This window comes from Pedobacter sp. B4-66 (assembly GCF_018492665.1).
Lineage (GTDB): Bacteria > Bacteroidota > Bacteroidia > Sphingobacteriales > Sphingobacteriaceae > Pedobacter.
The window spans coordinates 13,122-27,437 of the sequence record NZ_JAFVME010000012.1 but is presented as its reverse complement, the minus strand read 5'-3'; the positions used below and the strand labels follow the sequence as shown (position 1 = coordinate 27,437).

Genomic DNA, 14,316 nt, shown 5'->3' with positions numbered 1-14,316 from the left:
CTTTATGACAAGGCCATTACCTGGAGGTAGTTTTTTTGAGAGCATGTGAGATGAAGCGTTAATAAAACCAATAGGTTCTATGTTTTATAATATATATAGATTTAAATTAAATTCAAAAAAATATTTAGAATAAAAAAACTGATATACAACCTGTTATAACTTTTCTTTGATTTTCTTCATTTCTGACTGTAGGTTGTCGTTTTGCGTTTGCAATTGTTTGATTTTTTTATCTTGTTCAATGAGGTAAAGTGTTAGTTCTTCTACTTTTTGGAGAATTTTAGCATCCATTTCACCAAGATTCACTCCATTTGTTTTTACTTCCGTTGCCGATGGGATACCTTGTAAATGACCTTTCTCTTTTATGTGTTGCTCGGTTTCTTGCAATGTTGGCAATTGGTAATCTTTGGCAAATACATAATCCGGCCAACCACTAGTTTCAACTTTGATTTCATGGGCGCGGATATTACCATTAACTGCGAGTTTAGCATTAGGTGTTGCTGTACCAATTCCGACATTACCATTTTCCAATGCCTTAATTGCAATGTTTGCTCCGTTTGAATTATGAGAATTACCGACATATAGACTCCAATCATTTGTCATGGGAAGAAGTTTATTTACTGTTAAATCACTTCCGGTAACATTTAGCGCGGACCATGTCCCATTTTGATTTATTGATCTGATCTTTACATGAACGACAATGGGATCAGTTAGTACCCCCATAGTTCTTATTGCTCTTATTCTGAACCTTGGATTAAAACGATCTGTATTGCAATCAATCGTAAAATTGTGTCCATCCGATCCGGCACCTGCATACCCGTTACTGTTAACTCTACCAACTTCTCTCCATAAACTCGGATTATAGTGAGAAATACTAGCTAAAAATGTTGCCGCAGCAGCAACATTTCCTCGTGAGTATGATATGGATATTTCGTAATTACCCGAACTACCTGCATCAATAGGCGATACCGTGACAAACTCGATATAACTACCAATCTGATATCCAGCTGGAAATGTCACCTGGGTAGTGTAATCATCAATAACTCCAGCTTTGGAGAAGGCAAATGAATTGGCAATCATTAAAAAGCCAAAAAGACTTAATGAAATTAAATGATAAAGTTTCTTGTTCATATGTTTTTAATTTGATTAACAACTATCTTTTAGTTTCTAGGTTCAATAATCGTTTTTCCAGCTTTTGGATAGCCTGAGCTTGTGCGTTATTTTTCTTTTCCTGTTCAATTTGGTGCAAGGTCAGTTCTTCAATCTTCTTTAAAAGTTTAGCATTCATTTCTCCAAGATCAACTCCATTTGCTTTAACCTCTTCGGCAGAGGGAATACCAGGCAAATGGCCTTTCTCTTTAATGTGTTGCTCGGTTTCTTGCAATGATGGCAATTGATAATCTTTTGCAAACACATAATCCGGCCAATTGGCTGTTTCAACCTTGATTTCCTTTGCACGAATGTTGCCATTAACCGCTAGTTTAGCATTAGGTGTTGCTGTACCGATTCCGACATTACCTTGATTTATGGTTAAATACGTGCTTGCTGCGTTTCCCCACGATTGAATATCATAAAGAGGGTCGCGCTCCCACCAAGTTTTAGTATTAACATGGGGGATTAAAAATGATGCATCAACACTAATTCCATCGTGCAGTCTTGAATTATACCAATTGTTTCCTGCAAATGGTCTATACAACCAAAGTTTGTTCATAACAATATTTGTTGTTGCTCCCCCAACTGAAGATATTTCGAGATGATCCCCTTGATTAGCCCCTAAGGTTTGAGCAAATATTGACAAGGGCGTCAAGAGAATAATTAATATTATATTTCTAATTTTCATCCTTTTTATTGTTTAATAATTCTATTTGATTTTCAAATTGTTTTAATTTTTGCTGTTGGCTTTTTAACTCTTCGCTTTGTAACTGTATTTCCTTTTTTTGATCTATCAAATAAAGTGTCAATTCTTCAACCTTTTTTAAAAGCTTCGCATTCATCTCTCCTAAATCAACCCCATTGGCCTTCACTTCTTCAGCCGAAGGAATGTCTGGTAAATGCCCTTTCTCTTTTATGTGTTGCTCGGTTTTTTGCAATGAAGGAAGTTGGTAATCTTTTGCGAATACATAGTCTGGCCAATTGGCAGTTTCGACCTTGATTTCATGAGCGCGGATATTACCATTAACTGCGAGCTTAGCATTAGGTTTTGCTGTGCCGATCCCAACATTCCCATTATTACTTATCCTCATTCTTTCCGCTAATTCACTTTGTGCAATTCCAGATGAGGTAGAAAAAGACAAATCCATAGCCTGCACTAAAGCGGCATTTGGCTGATAAGTATTAATTCTCTCTGCCCCAATTCTTGCTCCAATTTGATTGGGCTCCATATCTCTCCATGTATAAAAATCAATATTGTACCCCCCTGGACTTGCACCAAGTGGGACATAGATGTTTCCCAAAGAATTTGGTGAACCTATGCTAATTGCAGAAAAACCACTTAGTTCAGAGTGCACATGAAGCCTGCTTTGAGGATTAACAGTTCCAATCCCAACATTCCCGGTATTTGTGCTAGAAATATTAGTACCACTAGTAGTCCATTGTGCACATGCCAGGATTGGGAGCATTAATATAATAGAGGCGCTTATAGAGAGTCGTTTATTCATAATTCCAGAAATTTATTACTGTTATTTTTTGTCTTTTACTAAAAGTCTTGTCATCATTTCACGAAGTTCATTTATTTCGGCCTGCTGCTTCTTTTCATGCTTTTCACTTTCTATTAAATGCAAAGTCAACTCTTCTATTTTCTTTAAAAGCTTTGCATTCATTTCTCCAAGATCAACACCATTGGCTTTTACTTCTTCAGCAGAAGGAATACCAGGCAAATGGCCTTTATCTTTAATGTGTTGCTCTGTTTCTTGCAATGATGGCAATTGATAATCTTTAGCAAAGACATAATCTGGCCAACCACTAGTTTCAACTTTGATCTCATGCGCTCTTATTTTCCCATTTACTGATAGTTTTTCTTTAGGTGCGGTCGTACCAATGCCAACATTTCCGTCATCAGAGTTGATATAGAATGCAGCCCCTTTCCAAACTGCAGTGGATTTACTCCATCCCCCAATGGCAAAATCCCTTCCCATATAAGTTAAAGCTAAGACATCAGGAGTTTGATTCCATGCGCCAGTGGTAGGCAATCCTCTTCCGAAATACCCAAGGGTAGTACTGTTCTCTGATAAAATGAGAAAGCTTGACTTGATTACGCCATTAACATGTAATTTGGTTTCAGGGCTAGTTGTTCCAATACCTATATTTCCGGTATTATTATTATAAATATTAGACCCATTAACAGTCCATTGACCACTTGCCATAAAAGGAAATAACGCAACCAATGGTAATATTTTTAAGCAGAGATTCTTCATTCTATTTTAGCTTTAAGTGTATAGTTTCGATACTTTTTTGTTGTTGTTCAAGTAATTTTTGCTGAGTTTGAATCAATTTATTTTGGTCTATTAGATATAGCGTCAACTCTTCTATTTTCTTTAAAAGTTTGGAATTCATTTCTCCAAGATCGACTCCATTAGTCTTTACTTCCTCTGCAGATGGAATACCGAGTAAATGGCCTTTATCTTTAATGTGTTGCTCGGTTTCTTGCAATGAAGGTAGCTTGTAATTCTTAGCAAATACGTAGTCTGGCCAATTGGCAGTTTCGACTTTGATCTCATGGGCTCTTATTTTGCCATTAACAGAAAGCTTTTCAGATGGACTTGCTGTTCCTATTCCCACGTTACCGAGTGAGGTAATACGCATTCGTTCTATAGGCACATTGAATCCATGTTCCGTGAAAAATTTAAAGCCTGTAGTATTTATTGTTTCTTTATATGCAGCAATAGCCGCAGCCCAATGATTGCCCCAAGCAAAAACAATTCTATTCTCCCCACTCTGATGAGTCGAGTTATATTTTTGATTTGCAACAATCATTGTAACATCTGTAGAATTATTAGTGTCAACACCAATTGCATTTACATTTAATTTTGAATTGGTATAGCCACTTCCTAAGGTAATACCATTGCTGGTCGTATTGCCATTGTCTGTAACTATTTGTAAAGTTTGAGCAAACACACTACCATTCCCAACAACAATTCCGAGTAAAAACATAATTATAGTTTTTCTCATTTGGTATTTTCCATTTTGAAGCATTTGTAAATTATTTAAATTTTAGGTTTTTGATATCTTCTTGGTATTCTTGATTTAACTTCTCTTGCCTTTCATTTTTCTTTTCTAATTCGATCAAATGCAAAGTCAACTCTTCTATTTTCTTTAAAAGCTTTGCATTCATTTCTCCAAGATCAACCCCATTGGCTTTTACTTCTTCTGCTGAAGGAATACCAGGCAAATGGCCTTTATCTCTAATATATTGCTCAGTTTCTTGCAATGATGGCAATTGATACCCCTTTGCAAACACATAATCCGGCCAATTGGCAGTTTCAACTTTGATTTCTTGGGCTCGGATTTTACCATTGACCGCCAATTTCGCGTTAGGTGTTGTAGTACCAATTCCAACATCACCATCTTTATTAATCCTTACTCTTTCGATATCAGAGCTTGTACTAAATGTAATAGAACCACCTTCAACAGATCCCCCTCTTAAAAAACCGATTGAACTGTTAATTGCGCCGTGAAAACTATGAATAATAGAAAAGCTCTTGCCGTCTACAGTCCCGGTTCCATAGCCTTGAACGCCTAAAAATGTCCCAATCCCGATAGCATCACCTTCAGCTAACCTTCCGAAAACAGCACCTAGGGCCCCATTAGGTATATACTTAGCCACATCAAATGCACTTCTGGGGGTAGTAGTCCCTACTCCGGCGTTTCCAGTAGCAGGAAAGGTATTACCCTGGGCAAATGAAAGTTTATGAATAAGGCATAAGACTAGCACAAGAAATAGATTTTTCATATTATTTTATTTTAGATTTAAGGTATCGTATGTCCCTTTGTTGTTGTTCGATTAAATCTTGTTGCTTTTTGTTCTGAAGTGAATTTCTCTTTTCGGATGCTATCAGGTGTAGTGTCAACTCTTCGATTTTCTGCAAAAGCTTAGCATTCATTTCTCCCAGATCAATTCCATTAATTTTCACCTCTTCTGCGGAAGGGATACCAGGTAAATGGCCTTTTTCCCTGATATGATTTTCAGTTTCAGTTAAAGAAGGCAAGCGATAATTCTTTGCAAACACGTAATCCGGCCAATTGGCAGTTTCAACTTTGACTTCTTTAGCGCGGATATTTCCATTAACAGCTAGCTTATACCCTTTTGTATCGACAGTACCTATACCTACATTTCCTGAAGTCACTCTTAGACCCCCACCGACAATATCCACATAGCTCTTTCCATATGCCGAACCAGGATCCAATACAATTCCGGTAGACCACGATGCTCGAAGCTGCTGATAATCTGGAGCCACCCAAGTACCCAATGTTCTGTGTATACCATATGTTTGCGGCGAAGTTGAATACCAAGTAATACCTACTGCCTCTGTACCCACAGTAATACTCTTAAAGCTCAATTCGGCTCCAGGGGTAGTGGTACCAATACCCACATTCCCTGTAGCAGGAAATATATTAGTTTGAGCATATAAGAGATTTGTAATTAAAATTAGTGCACATCCAATGAGAGCCTTTTTCATGTTATTTAATTTTAGATTTAAGGTATTTTATGTCTTTTTGCTGTTGGTGAATTATTTTCTTCTGCTCCGAATTATTTATCTTTTCTAGCTCATTGTCTTTCTTAATCTCAATTAAGTAAAGCGTCAATTCTTCGATTTTTTTCAAGAGTTTGGCATTCATTTCACCAAGATCAATCCCATTAGCTTTTACTTCATCTGCCGAAGGTATACCAGGTAAATGGCCTTTCTCTTTAATATGATTTTCAGTTTCTTTCAGCGAAGGGAGTTTATAGTTCTTTGCAAATACGTAATCAGGCCAGTTGGCTGCCTCTACTTTGATTTCTTGCGCACGAATGCTTCCATTGACAGCCAACTTCACATTAGGTGTCATTGTACCAATTCCAACATCTCCAGCATTGGTTATGGTCATACGATCTGTCAATGTCCCTGTGCCATAACCAGTCTGAAATCGGAGTGAAACTTTACCTGGCCCCTCTGTATGTGTTTTAATAGCAGCAGCATCTGCAGGTGCTACATTATTTGTAAACTTAATTATACCACCACTACCCAATGTTGCAGCACTATGAGCAGCCTGTATAGTGAGAATAACAGCACCTAATGGATTCGTAGTTGTTATTCCATTTAAATGAATTAAAGACGCAGGACTTGTTGTCCCAATACCAACATTGCCGCTAGTTGGAAAAGTATTAGTTTGGGCAAAAGAGTTATACCATACTACAATTAGTATAAAACTTAAGAATGATTTTTTCATTGTTTCTCTGTTTTTAGTGTTTTAATTTCCTTAATCAGACCATCAACTTGGCTTTCCAGTTTAATATTTCTAGTTTCCTGTTGCTCAATTTTCTTGTTCTGTTCAATCATATACAAAGTCAACTCTTCTATTTTCTTTAAAAGCTTTGAGTTCATTTCGCCTAAGTCAATCCCATTAGCTTTTACCTCTTCTGCTGAAGGAATGCCTGGAAGATGGCCTTTTTCCTTAATGTGCTTTTCAGTTTCTTCTAATGATGTCAATTGATAACCTTTAGCAAATACATAATCTGGCCATCCACTAGTTTCAACTTTGATTTCGTGAGCTCTTATTTTACCATTAACAGAAAGTTTCTCAGCAGGGGAAGCAGTCCCTATTCCTAGATTCCCATTAGCGAGCATGGTCATATAACGGGAAGTATAACTTGTCCAGGCGAACAAAGGACGAGTTTCAATCTTTGAACCGACATATCTGGAGTCAAAAATGGTCACAGGACTAACTCCATTATCATTGGCGGCATCTGTTTGACCCATCAACATTAGAGCCGTACTATTTGAAGAAGTAACATTCCCCGTAAGCACTGGGATAAAAATAGAGGTCCCAGTAGTCGCATTTACAACGTCCAAATAATCATCGGGAGCATCAGATACTCTCATTCGCTGAATTCTTTCTCCCCCCACAATTGCAGGAGCAACTATTTCCAATTGAGATGCAGGTGTAATCGTACCAATCCCAGTCTTCCCTGTAACTGGGAATATGTTGGTTTGAGCATTGGTTATAGGTAAATGAATTATGGTGCTTAGTAGAATTATCACTACCGTTTTTAAAGATGAATTTGTTTTCATATTAGGCGTTATTTAGAAATAAGTTTTAAACCACCCGTAACCACTTTACATCAAAGTAGCGTCAGGTATCAACAATAAGATTATGAGAAATATGGCAAACCTAAAAGGTCGCCAAAATGGGCAGGTGTGAGTTTAAGCGCATATTAGAGTCGTTAATTTAATTACAACTAATATATAAATTATTATCGATCAAATAATATTTTAAAAACTATTGCTCATCTGGAACATAGGCAAATACATTGCAATAAGAATTACCCCAACTACCAATCCCAGAAAGATGATAATCAAAGGCTCTAGTAAACTGCTGATGGTATTTGTTTTATATTCCACCTCCTCAGTATATTGAGTAGCGATTTTCTCAAAAAAATAATCCATTCTGTTTACTTCTTCCCCAACCTTAATCAATTGAATCATTTTGGCCGGATAAAAATCGAATGCTGCCAAGCTCTTATGCAGGGATTCACCATGCAGAATATCCTGTTCCACTTTTAAGAGTGAGGTTTCAATAGGATAGTAATTAATCATTTGCCGTACCAAGGCAATGGAGCGCAACAGTGGTGTATCTGTACTCACCAATAAACGCATGGTATTTGCAAAGCGGGCAAGGTATATTTTCTTAACCAAATCTCCCACCACAGGAATTTTTAACAACCCCCTGGACGAGATATCTCTAAACCAATTAGACTTTCGCTTTATGAAGTATACAACCACCAAGGCAGCAAAGAAAAGCATCACAAAAACAAAGTACCTATCGAACCAACCGGAAAAACTAATGATTGCAGCAGTGATCCATGGCAGCTTTCCTCCAAACCTTAAAAACACATCGGCAAACATTGGCACGACAAATTTGATCATAAAGAACACGGCTCCGACAGAAGAAAGCAATACAATTGCAGGATAAGTAACTGCGCTTACTATTTTTCTACGTTGTTGGATTTTACTTTTATAATATTTAGCCAGATCAGTCAATACTTCTCCAAGCTTCCCTGTCTCTTCCCCTATGCGAATGCTGTAATACTCGTAATCACTAAACCTCTCTGTTTCTCTTAACGCCTCTGACAATGCCAACCCCGATAAAATTCTTTGTCTTATTCCCTCAAATAAAGCCTTATCTTTTGCTTGTTCCTGATCTACAAGAATCAATTCTAGTGAAGTTCTCAGATCAATTCCTGAAAGCAACAAGGTACTAAGCTCAACATACAGTCCTTCTTTTTTCTTATCAGAAACTTGCGTGCTTCCAAAACTAATGTCCTTGTTTAAAAATGCAAATAGGTCATTCCCCTCAGGCTTACCTTTTGGCTGTTTCTTTTTCTGATATCGGGATATGTCTATTGATGGCATAATTACTAAAATAAATCTTGAGCGCTATATATTTTCTGGTACTGTAGGGGAATGAAATCACCCTCCAATTGTGTTTTAAAATTCAATTGATCTACTTCTTTGCCTTCTTCAACTACGTCCTTTTCAAATGAAAAATCAAGCTCATTAACCTTAAGCTTAAAGGTATCTATTCGTAAAGAAAACTGATCCCTTAGCACATAACTATCTTTAAAACTATAGATAACAATCCCCTTATCCAGTTCAAGAAAAACCCCATCTGCGGTTTTAACAATACTTTTAGCATTGAGAAAATCCTTCTTCAGCAATTTATCCATTGTAGTCAGGGTTGCAACCACTTCCTGCTTTTTGCTGAAATTAAAATAAGCGCCACTTACAATCCGATAGGTGGTAAATGTGATTGCAATCGCAATGGCAGCAATCAGCATCGCAATGGTTACTTCCATTAATGTAAAGGCAGGTAGCTTCTTATTCATGTTCATCCTCAACGCGGTTAACAATTTGTTTCACTCTGCCAATTTCTCTTCCCCGCTCTTTGGCTGTTACCGTGATCAACAACAAATCAGAATAATCCTGATATGGAACCACTTCCTTTTGTAACGTAATGCTATCTACAAGCAGAATTTTTCCTGCCCAGTCATGTTCTAGTTTACTTTGCTCAATTAGACCTGAAGCTAAGGCTCTGGCCTGTTGTTGTTTTATGGATGGTGAAGACTTAATTACATTGGTATAAATACCAGTTGCAATAACAAATACAACCATAATGACCACCATAGCTACAATTACCTCAAGCAAGGTAGATGCCTTTACTTTACCAGTTGTTAATTTAGCCATTTCAGGATTTTTTGATCCCACTTGTCTCGCTTAAATATAGGAGAACTCAGGTAATATTTACTTAACAATTTACGGTTCAAGGTAATGTCGATCAGGTAATTTTCATAAAGTGTTGTCGGCGTTTGCATAATAAACCTATTGGCTGATACTTTTCCTTGAACATTTACAGTACGTTCTATTTTGATATAACCGGCATATACTTCTCCGTTGACAAGGGTATTTTTACCTAGAGAAATCATGGTTTGCAAGTCGCTACGCTTTGCCTCGTATCCCAGCAGTATTCCTGAAAAATGAGTCGCTGAATCTATTTTTATCCTCGCCTGAATTTTAGAACTATCTGGTTTAAATACTCCTGCAAAAGAAGGATAAAGGAAGTTACAATCCTTTCCAATAACAATGGAATCTGTTGCGAAAAGTTGGCAATTGCCTTTAAAACCCGATTCCACGACAATTGCCCTGGCATAAATCTGCACATCTTCCAAATCGACAGTTGCTCCAATATTAATGGTGGTATCAGAGAGCAAAATCACATTTCCCCGGATTTTAACATCATCAATATACTGTTGGTCGGAACGCAATTTATAAACGAGCGGTTTATTGAAAAAGGAATTAACAATAGAATCTTTGGCCTCAAACAGCAATCCTCCTGTCGGCTTTAAATAAGTTGTTATTTTATCAAGAAGCTCAGTATTCAATGTAGGGAGCTCTCTTCCACTTTCTTTAATTGTACCCTTAATTAATTCCTTGCCCTCGTACGGTTTTCCGTCTACGTAGGCTTGCTTTAGTCCTGCCTTAGGCAATTCGCCATTTCCAGTGATTTGAGTGTTCCCACTGACAGATAATGGTCTGTCTTCATCGGCCAGATAAATAGCACTTTGATCTGTAAAAATGCCTCCACTAAGAAAGGAGCGCTTTAAAGTATCCTTTAATTCAAATGCCTTTAAAAGCTGAAGGTCAAAGATGCCCCACCTAGTCTTACTTAAAACCAAGCTGTCCTTTTGGTCTACATATAAGTCTAAGGTTAGCTCTTCGTCATACTTCTTAAAACCTTCAGAAAGCAAAATAGCAGTACCCGACTCGAGATTCGTCATTAACTTATCCATTCTGATTTTCTTTTGAATCTCAAGTCGATAAAAAAAAGCAATCGTTAATAAAGAGGCTGAGATCACTGCGATGAGCAGGGAAACAATAATAACAATATAAAGCGCAGCAGCTTTAATCATTATTTGCTTTTTGAAAAAATGTTTGTTATAAATTTTGGAAGAATATGGGGCTTTGGAGTGATCTTTCCCTTTTTGTAATATACTATGTTAGTAGAATCTCCTATCAATCGAGTTTGTTTGCCATTCAACAGGTCATTGCGGTATTTTCCCTTTTCAGATAGCCTTCCTAGTGAGTCATATTTTGAATAAGTGCCATTCCTTTTTCCAGAGTCCCAATAACATTCTTCTTTTAGTTTACCTGTTTCATCCCAGAATTTCCACTTACCCGACTTTAAACCAGCACGAAATGCGCCTAATTCTTTTAAATTTTTATTGTGAAAAAACTCTTGATAACCACCGTTTAATAACTTACCACTATAACCACCTTGGGTAGATTTAATTGAATTAGTAGAAAACCAATAATAGAGCCGATCCGATTCTACATAAATCTGATTCGTAGGCTTAACATATGCTACTATGGTATAATTATCGTGGTTAACAATTATTTTATGCGAGAGAAAATCCTTTGTAGAATATTGACCCATAACCATATTGGCCGTAAGGGTAAATATTACAATTAATAGTGAGTTGCGTTTATTTAATTTCTTCATTGCTTGATGTATTTCTTTTTGCCTTGCCAGCTTACCAATATGGAATCTTTTCTATTTTGAAGTAGTTTTACCCCTTCAAAGCTCTGTCCTTCGGAAATCATTTGTTCTTTGCCATTGATCACCAATATTGCCACAAGTTTCTTTGTGGCTGGATTAACAATGTATCCCGAATACTTAATCACGTTCCAATCTATAGGAGGAGGAGGTGGTGGTTGATTAAAATTAGCCTGTACGGGCACAGCAGCTCCAGTATTTTTATTCTCCGTTACGACGCTTACACCGCCCAGGAATGGATCTCTGTAATTGAGCACCAGCTTAAATGTGTCATCTTTGGCAAGATATTGGTCAAAAGGTTCAGGTGCTTCTTTAACAGCCTTGAATTTTGGTTCATAATCGGTTTCGGTTTCATTAAATAAAACCTTGTAAATGATAATGCCCCATACCGCAGCCACTGCACAAATGAGCAGATAGGTAAGCTTCTTGTTTTTTACGGGTTGCATTACTCTACTGAATTAAAAAACTTCTCAGTTCACTGAATGCACCAAAATTACCCGCCTCATCTATTGCCCTAACCTGCCAGAACAACTTCTCCCCACTTTTACCTTCAGTAAAGCTATAAGTCGAGGTGGTTATGATAATTGGAAAAGAACCATATGATGATGTACCGTCACTTTTAAAGATGTAAAGCTGATATTTCTTTGCCTCTGCCAATGCTTCCCATTTCATAGATACATTCTTGGTAACCACCTGTTCATTTGTTGGTGAAGTAAGGAAAACAACTCCTGGAGGCGTTTTATCTAAAGTTAAATTTTGAATAACCGACCATTTAGATTCCACCGTTGCATTTACAGCCTTCACTCTCCATCGATAAACTTTGTCGCGGGTAAGGGTTACATTAAACTCCTGATTGGGAGTCGATTTATTAAAAAACAATATCGTTTCATCCTCAAAATTAGAGGTATCTATCTGTAACTGGTATTTGTCTGCACCAAATAATTTCAGCCATTTAAAAACAGCATTGCTTTGGTTTGTTACAAAATTATTAGCCGGCGATTGCAGTTGTACCTGTTGCTGCTCAATTGAGCTTGGATTTATGATAAAAGCAGCTTTACTGTATGGAGTTTGACTACTGCCATTTTCTGCTCTTACACGCCACTCATAATTCCCCGGTTCGAGCGTATAACTGAACTTACTGGCTGTAATTATGGTATCAAGTATTAATCTTGAGGTGTTGTTAAAATCGGGCATGACCACCTGCAGTCTATATTGCAATGCATTGTCCAATTCTTCCCACCAGAAAGTCTGACTGTACACATTAGTTTCCGTTCCGTTTGACGGAGCAAGCAAAACTGTATTCTTCTTCTCAATAGAAGGTTCAATGAATTCTTTACATCCTGTTGAGAGCAAGACGAGCCCCAAAAGGGCTTTAGTGATGTTTTTATGAATTATCATGGTGCAATAAATATAATAAACTTTAGCTATTTTAAGCTTATTACCTTTCCCTTCAAAAAAAGCTACGACGGCCGGCTTTTATTTGTAATCCGGTGATTGCAGGTCTAAGGCGTTCTTAACGGAATAATAACAGCCGAACAAAAACAATAAAATTTTGGATTTCTCGTGGCTTTTTTGAGTCTCCACAGAGATACTTCATCTATACAAATGATGCGGAAACAAAAAAATATTATCAAGAACTCATCGAAAGTACACCTGAGCACAATTGGAAACTAGAAGAAAATTGGTTTCGGATAACGGAAAGATAATAACATCTAGCTGTATGTCCCGGCCTGAATTTACTTGTCGTTTTGTCTGATACTGAAAAATGTTTACAAGGCGTAGTGCGACGAGTTATATAAGATTTTAGTCTTATTCAATCCATCCTCTTTTTTTTGAAATATCATAATAAAATTTGATTATTACAGAATCGGGTTTATACGTGATTTTTCTTGGAGGACTAAATGCTGTCAAGTCTTTCATTACACTCATTTTCACTTTAAATACTGACATCCCATAATACCTGATATCGTGACTAATTCTCGGATCAAAAGAGTTCTTCAATAAATCAGCGACCAAACTAGTATCTTTATTTTTATTAATATAATTTGATGCCTCAATTATTTTTTCGACATTATTGCTATTCAGCATTTCTCTTAAATCATTAGAATCCCTCCCTTTGTTACAAGATAAAAAAATCAAGACAAGGAAAAGCCAGATAACATTTTTATTGATCATTTTGCAATTCTAAAAGTTTTAACGTCGCTAACAATTTCCTTGTTTAGCATATCCTTAAGCACACCGCCCAAACCTAATGGCATAAAATATAAGTGTATTATTTCTCCCATATTTTCCCACCCCATATCAACTGATTTGCTTTCTTGACATACACCAATTCATGGTCATATGGCTCGAAAGCAAAAAAGCATAAGTCAAAATTGGGCATATTTATTGTCAAATAATTATATTGCTCAGTATCGATATCTTCTTCGAAGATCTCAAATAATATTCTGCTTTTATATAATGTAGTTCCTGAAACATTTGCGTTTAGGGAAAATGTAATATGATTTCGATTAACGGAATTTGAGGTTTTTCGCAATAGATATTTTGACTTAAGTATTTTAATGAATGTACTATCTGTAAATAACTTCTTATCTACTTCATTATTAAAATATATCCCTAGTTTGACCGGATGAAAATCATTTGGAAATAATGGAATCCGTCCTGACGTTGGTAATAATTTTCACTAGTTAATTCTATCAGATTAGTATCTACAGAACACCATTTGCCTTTAGATGAATAGTTGCATTGCTCAATTTCGAAGTGCCCGCTACCAATAGGATTATATAAAGTATAAGAACCATCAGATTTTAACTCTAGTTTTTCACTTGATGTTTTTGATTTGTAAGTTCCATTAATTCTGTTGATATCACCATTTCTATCATTTTGTGCTTCACAACTCAATTGTGCAAGGACAATTAGTATTATTAATAGTTGAGTTTTCATCTGCTAGTCTTTTAAAAATTCGTAAAGCGCCATTTCATAAGGCCCAGAAAATCGACTCATAATATGCAT

At 36.6% G+C, this 14,316-nt stretch carries 18 protein-coding genes; all 18 read right to left on the bottom strand.

Going from position 1 to position 14,316, the window contains the following annotated elements:
* Positions 1-153 precede the first annotated feature (153 nt).
* Positions 154-1,128: a DUF4200 domain-containing protein gene (locus J1905_RS18990; RefSeq protein WP_214228808.1), complete on the bottom strand. Its 975-nt coding sequence runs from the start codon at positions 1,126-1,128 to the stop codon at positions 154-156.
* A gap of 22 nt (positions 1,129-1,150) precedes the next feature.
* Complete coding sequence (locus tag J1905_RS18985; RefSeq protein WP_214228807.1) at positions 1,151-1,837, bottom strand: hypothetical protein; 687 nt, start codon at positions 1,835-1,837, stop codon at positions 1,151-1,153.
* Positions 1,827-2,654, bottom strand: coding sequence for a hypothetical protein (locus J1905_RS18980; protein ID WP_214228806.1), 828 nt, complete (start codon positions 2,652-2,654; stop codon positions 1,827-1,829). Before J1905_RS18980 ends, J1905_RS18985 begins: the two co-directional genes overlap by 11 nt.
* A gap of 21 nt (positions 2,655-2,675) precedes the next feature.
* A complete protein-coding gene (locus tag J1905_RS18975) occupies positions 2,676-3,410 on the bottom strand; it encodes a hypothetical protein (protein ID WP_214228805.1) in 735 nt (244 codons plus the stop codon).
* 1 nt (position 3,411) lies between these two features.
* Positions 3,412-4,188, bottom strand: a complete 777-nt coding sequence (locus J1905_RS18970) for a hypothetical protein (protein WP_214228804.1) — start codon at positions 4,186-4,188, stop codon at positions 3,412-3,414.
* Positions 4,189-4,195: 7 nt separating this feature from the next.
* Positions 4,196-4,945: a tail fiber protein gene (locus J1905_RS18965; protein ID WP_214228803.1), complete on the bottom strand. Its 750-nt coding sequence runs from the start codon at positions 4,943-4,945 to the stop codon at positions 4,196-4,198.
* A gap of 1 nt (position 4,946) precedes the next feature.
* Positions 4,947-5,672 (bottom strand): hypothetical protein, encoded by a 726-nt coding sequence (locus J1905_RS18960; protein ID WP_214228802.1) that lies wholly within the window; start codon positions 5,670-5,672, stop codon positions 4,947-4,949.
* A gap of 1 nt (position 5,673) precedes the next feature.
* The gene (locus tag J1905_RS18955; RefSeq protein WP_214228801.1) at positions 5,674-6,423 is read right to left on the bottom strand and encodes a hypothetical protein; all 750 of its coding nucleotides are present in this window, start codon (positions 6,421-6,423) and stop codon (positions 5,674-5,676) included.
* Positions 6,420-7,265 carry a hypothetical protein gene (locus tag J1905_RS18950; RefSeq protein WP_214228800.1) on the bottom strand — a complete coding sequence of 282 codons (846 nt, stop codon included), beginning with the start codon at positions 7,263-7,265 and terminating at the stop codon, positions 6,420-6,422. The genes J1905_RS18955 and J1905_RS18950 overlap by 4 nt, the downstream gene beginning before the upstream one ends.
* 201 nt (positions 7,266-7,466) lie before the next feature.
* Positions 7,467-8,606, bottom strand: a complete 1,140-nt coding sequence (locus J1905_RS18945) for a type II secretion system F family protein (protein WP_214228799.1) — start codon at positions 8,604-8,606, stop codon at positions 7,467-7,469.
* 5 nt (positions 8,607-8,611) lie between these two features.
* Positions 8,612-9,085 (bottom strand): hypothetical protein, encoded by a 474-nt coding sequence (locus J1905_RS18940; protein ID WP_214228798.1) that lies wholly within the window; start codon positions 9,083-9,085, stop codon positions 8,612-8,614.
* Positions 9,072-9,437 (bottom strand): hypothetical protein, encoded by a 366-nt coding sequence (locus J1905_RS18935; RefSeq protein ID WP_214228797.1) that lies wholly within the window; start codon positions 9,435-9,437, stop codon positions 9,072-9,074. The genes J1905_RS18940 and J1905_RS18935 overlap by 14 nt, the downstream gene beginning before the upstream one ends.
* Positions 9,425-10,660 carry a hypothetical protein gene (locus tag J1905_RS18930; RefSeq protein ID WP_214228796.1) on the bottom strand — a complete coding sequence of 412 codons (1,236 nt, stop codon included), beginning with the start codon at positions 10,658-10,660 and terminating at the stop codon, positions 9,425-9,427. The genes J1905_RS18935 and J1905_RS18930 overlap by 13 nt, the downstream gene beginning before the upstream one ends.
* Positions 10,660-11,250, bottom strand: a complete 591-nt coding sequence (locus J1905_RS18925; RefSeq protein WP_214228795.1) for a toxin-antitoxin system YwqK family antitoxin — start codon at positions 11,248-11,250, stop codon at positions 10,660-10,662. The genes J1905_RS18930 and J1905_RS18925 overlap by 1 nt, the downstream gene beginning before the upstream one ends.
* Complete coding sequence (locus J1905_RS18920; protein ID WP_214228794.1) at positions 11,247-11,750, bottom strand: hypothetical protein; 504 nt, start codon at positions 11,748-11,750, stop codon at positions 11,247-11,249. The genes J1905_RS18925 and J1905_RS18920 overlap by 4 nt, the downstream gene beginning before the upstream one ends.
* A gap of 4 nt (positions 11,751-11,754) precedes the next feature.
* Positions 11,755-12,702, bottom strand: coding sequence for a fibronectin type III domain-containing protein (locus J1905_RS18915; protein ID WP_214228793.1), 948 nt, complete (start codon positions 12,700-12,702; stop codon positions 11,755-11,757).
* A 411-nt stretch (positions 12,703-13,113) separates the two neighbouring features.
* Positions 13,114-13,479 carry a hypothetical protein gene (locus J1905_RS18910; RefSeq protein ID WP_214228792.1) on the bottom strand — a complete coding sequence of 122 codons (366 nt, stop codon included), beginning with the start codon at positions 13,477-13,479 and terminating at the stop codon, positions 13,114-13,116.
* A gap of 441 nt (positions 13,480-13,920) precedes the next feature.
* Positions 13,921-14,247, bottom strand: a complete 327-nt coding sequence (locus J1905_RS18905) for a hypothetical protein (protein WP_214228791.1) — start codon at positions 14,245-14,247, stop codon at positions 13,921-13,923.
* Positions 14,248-14,316 lie beyond the last annotated feature (69 nt).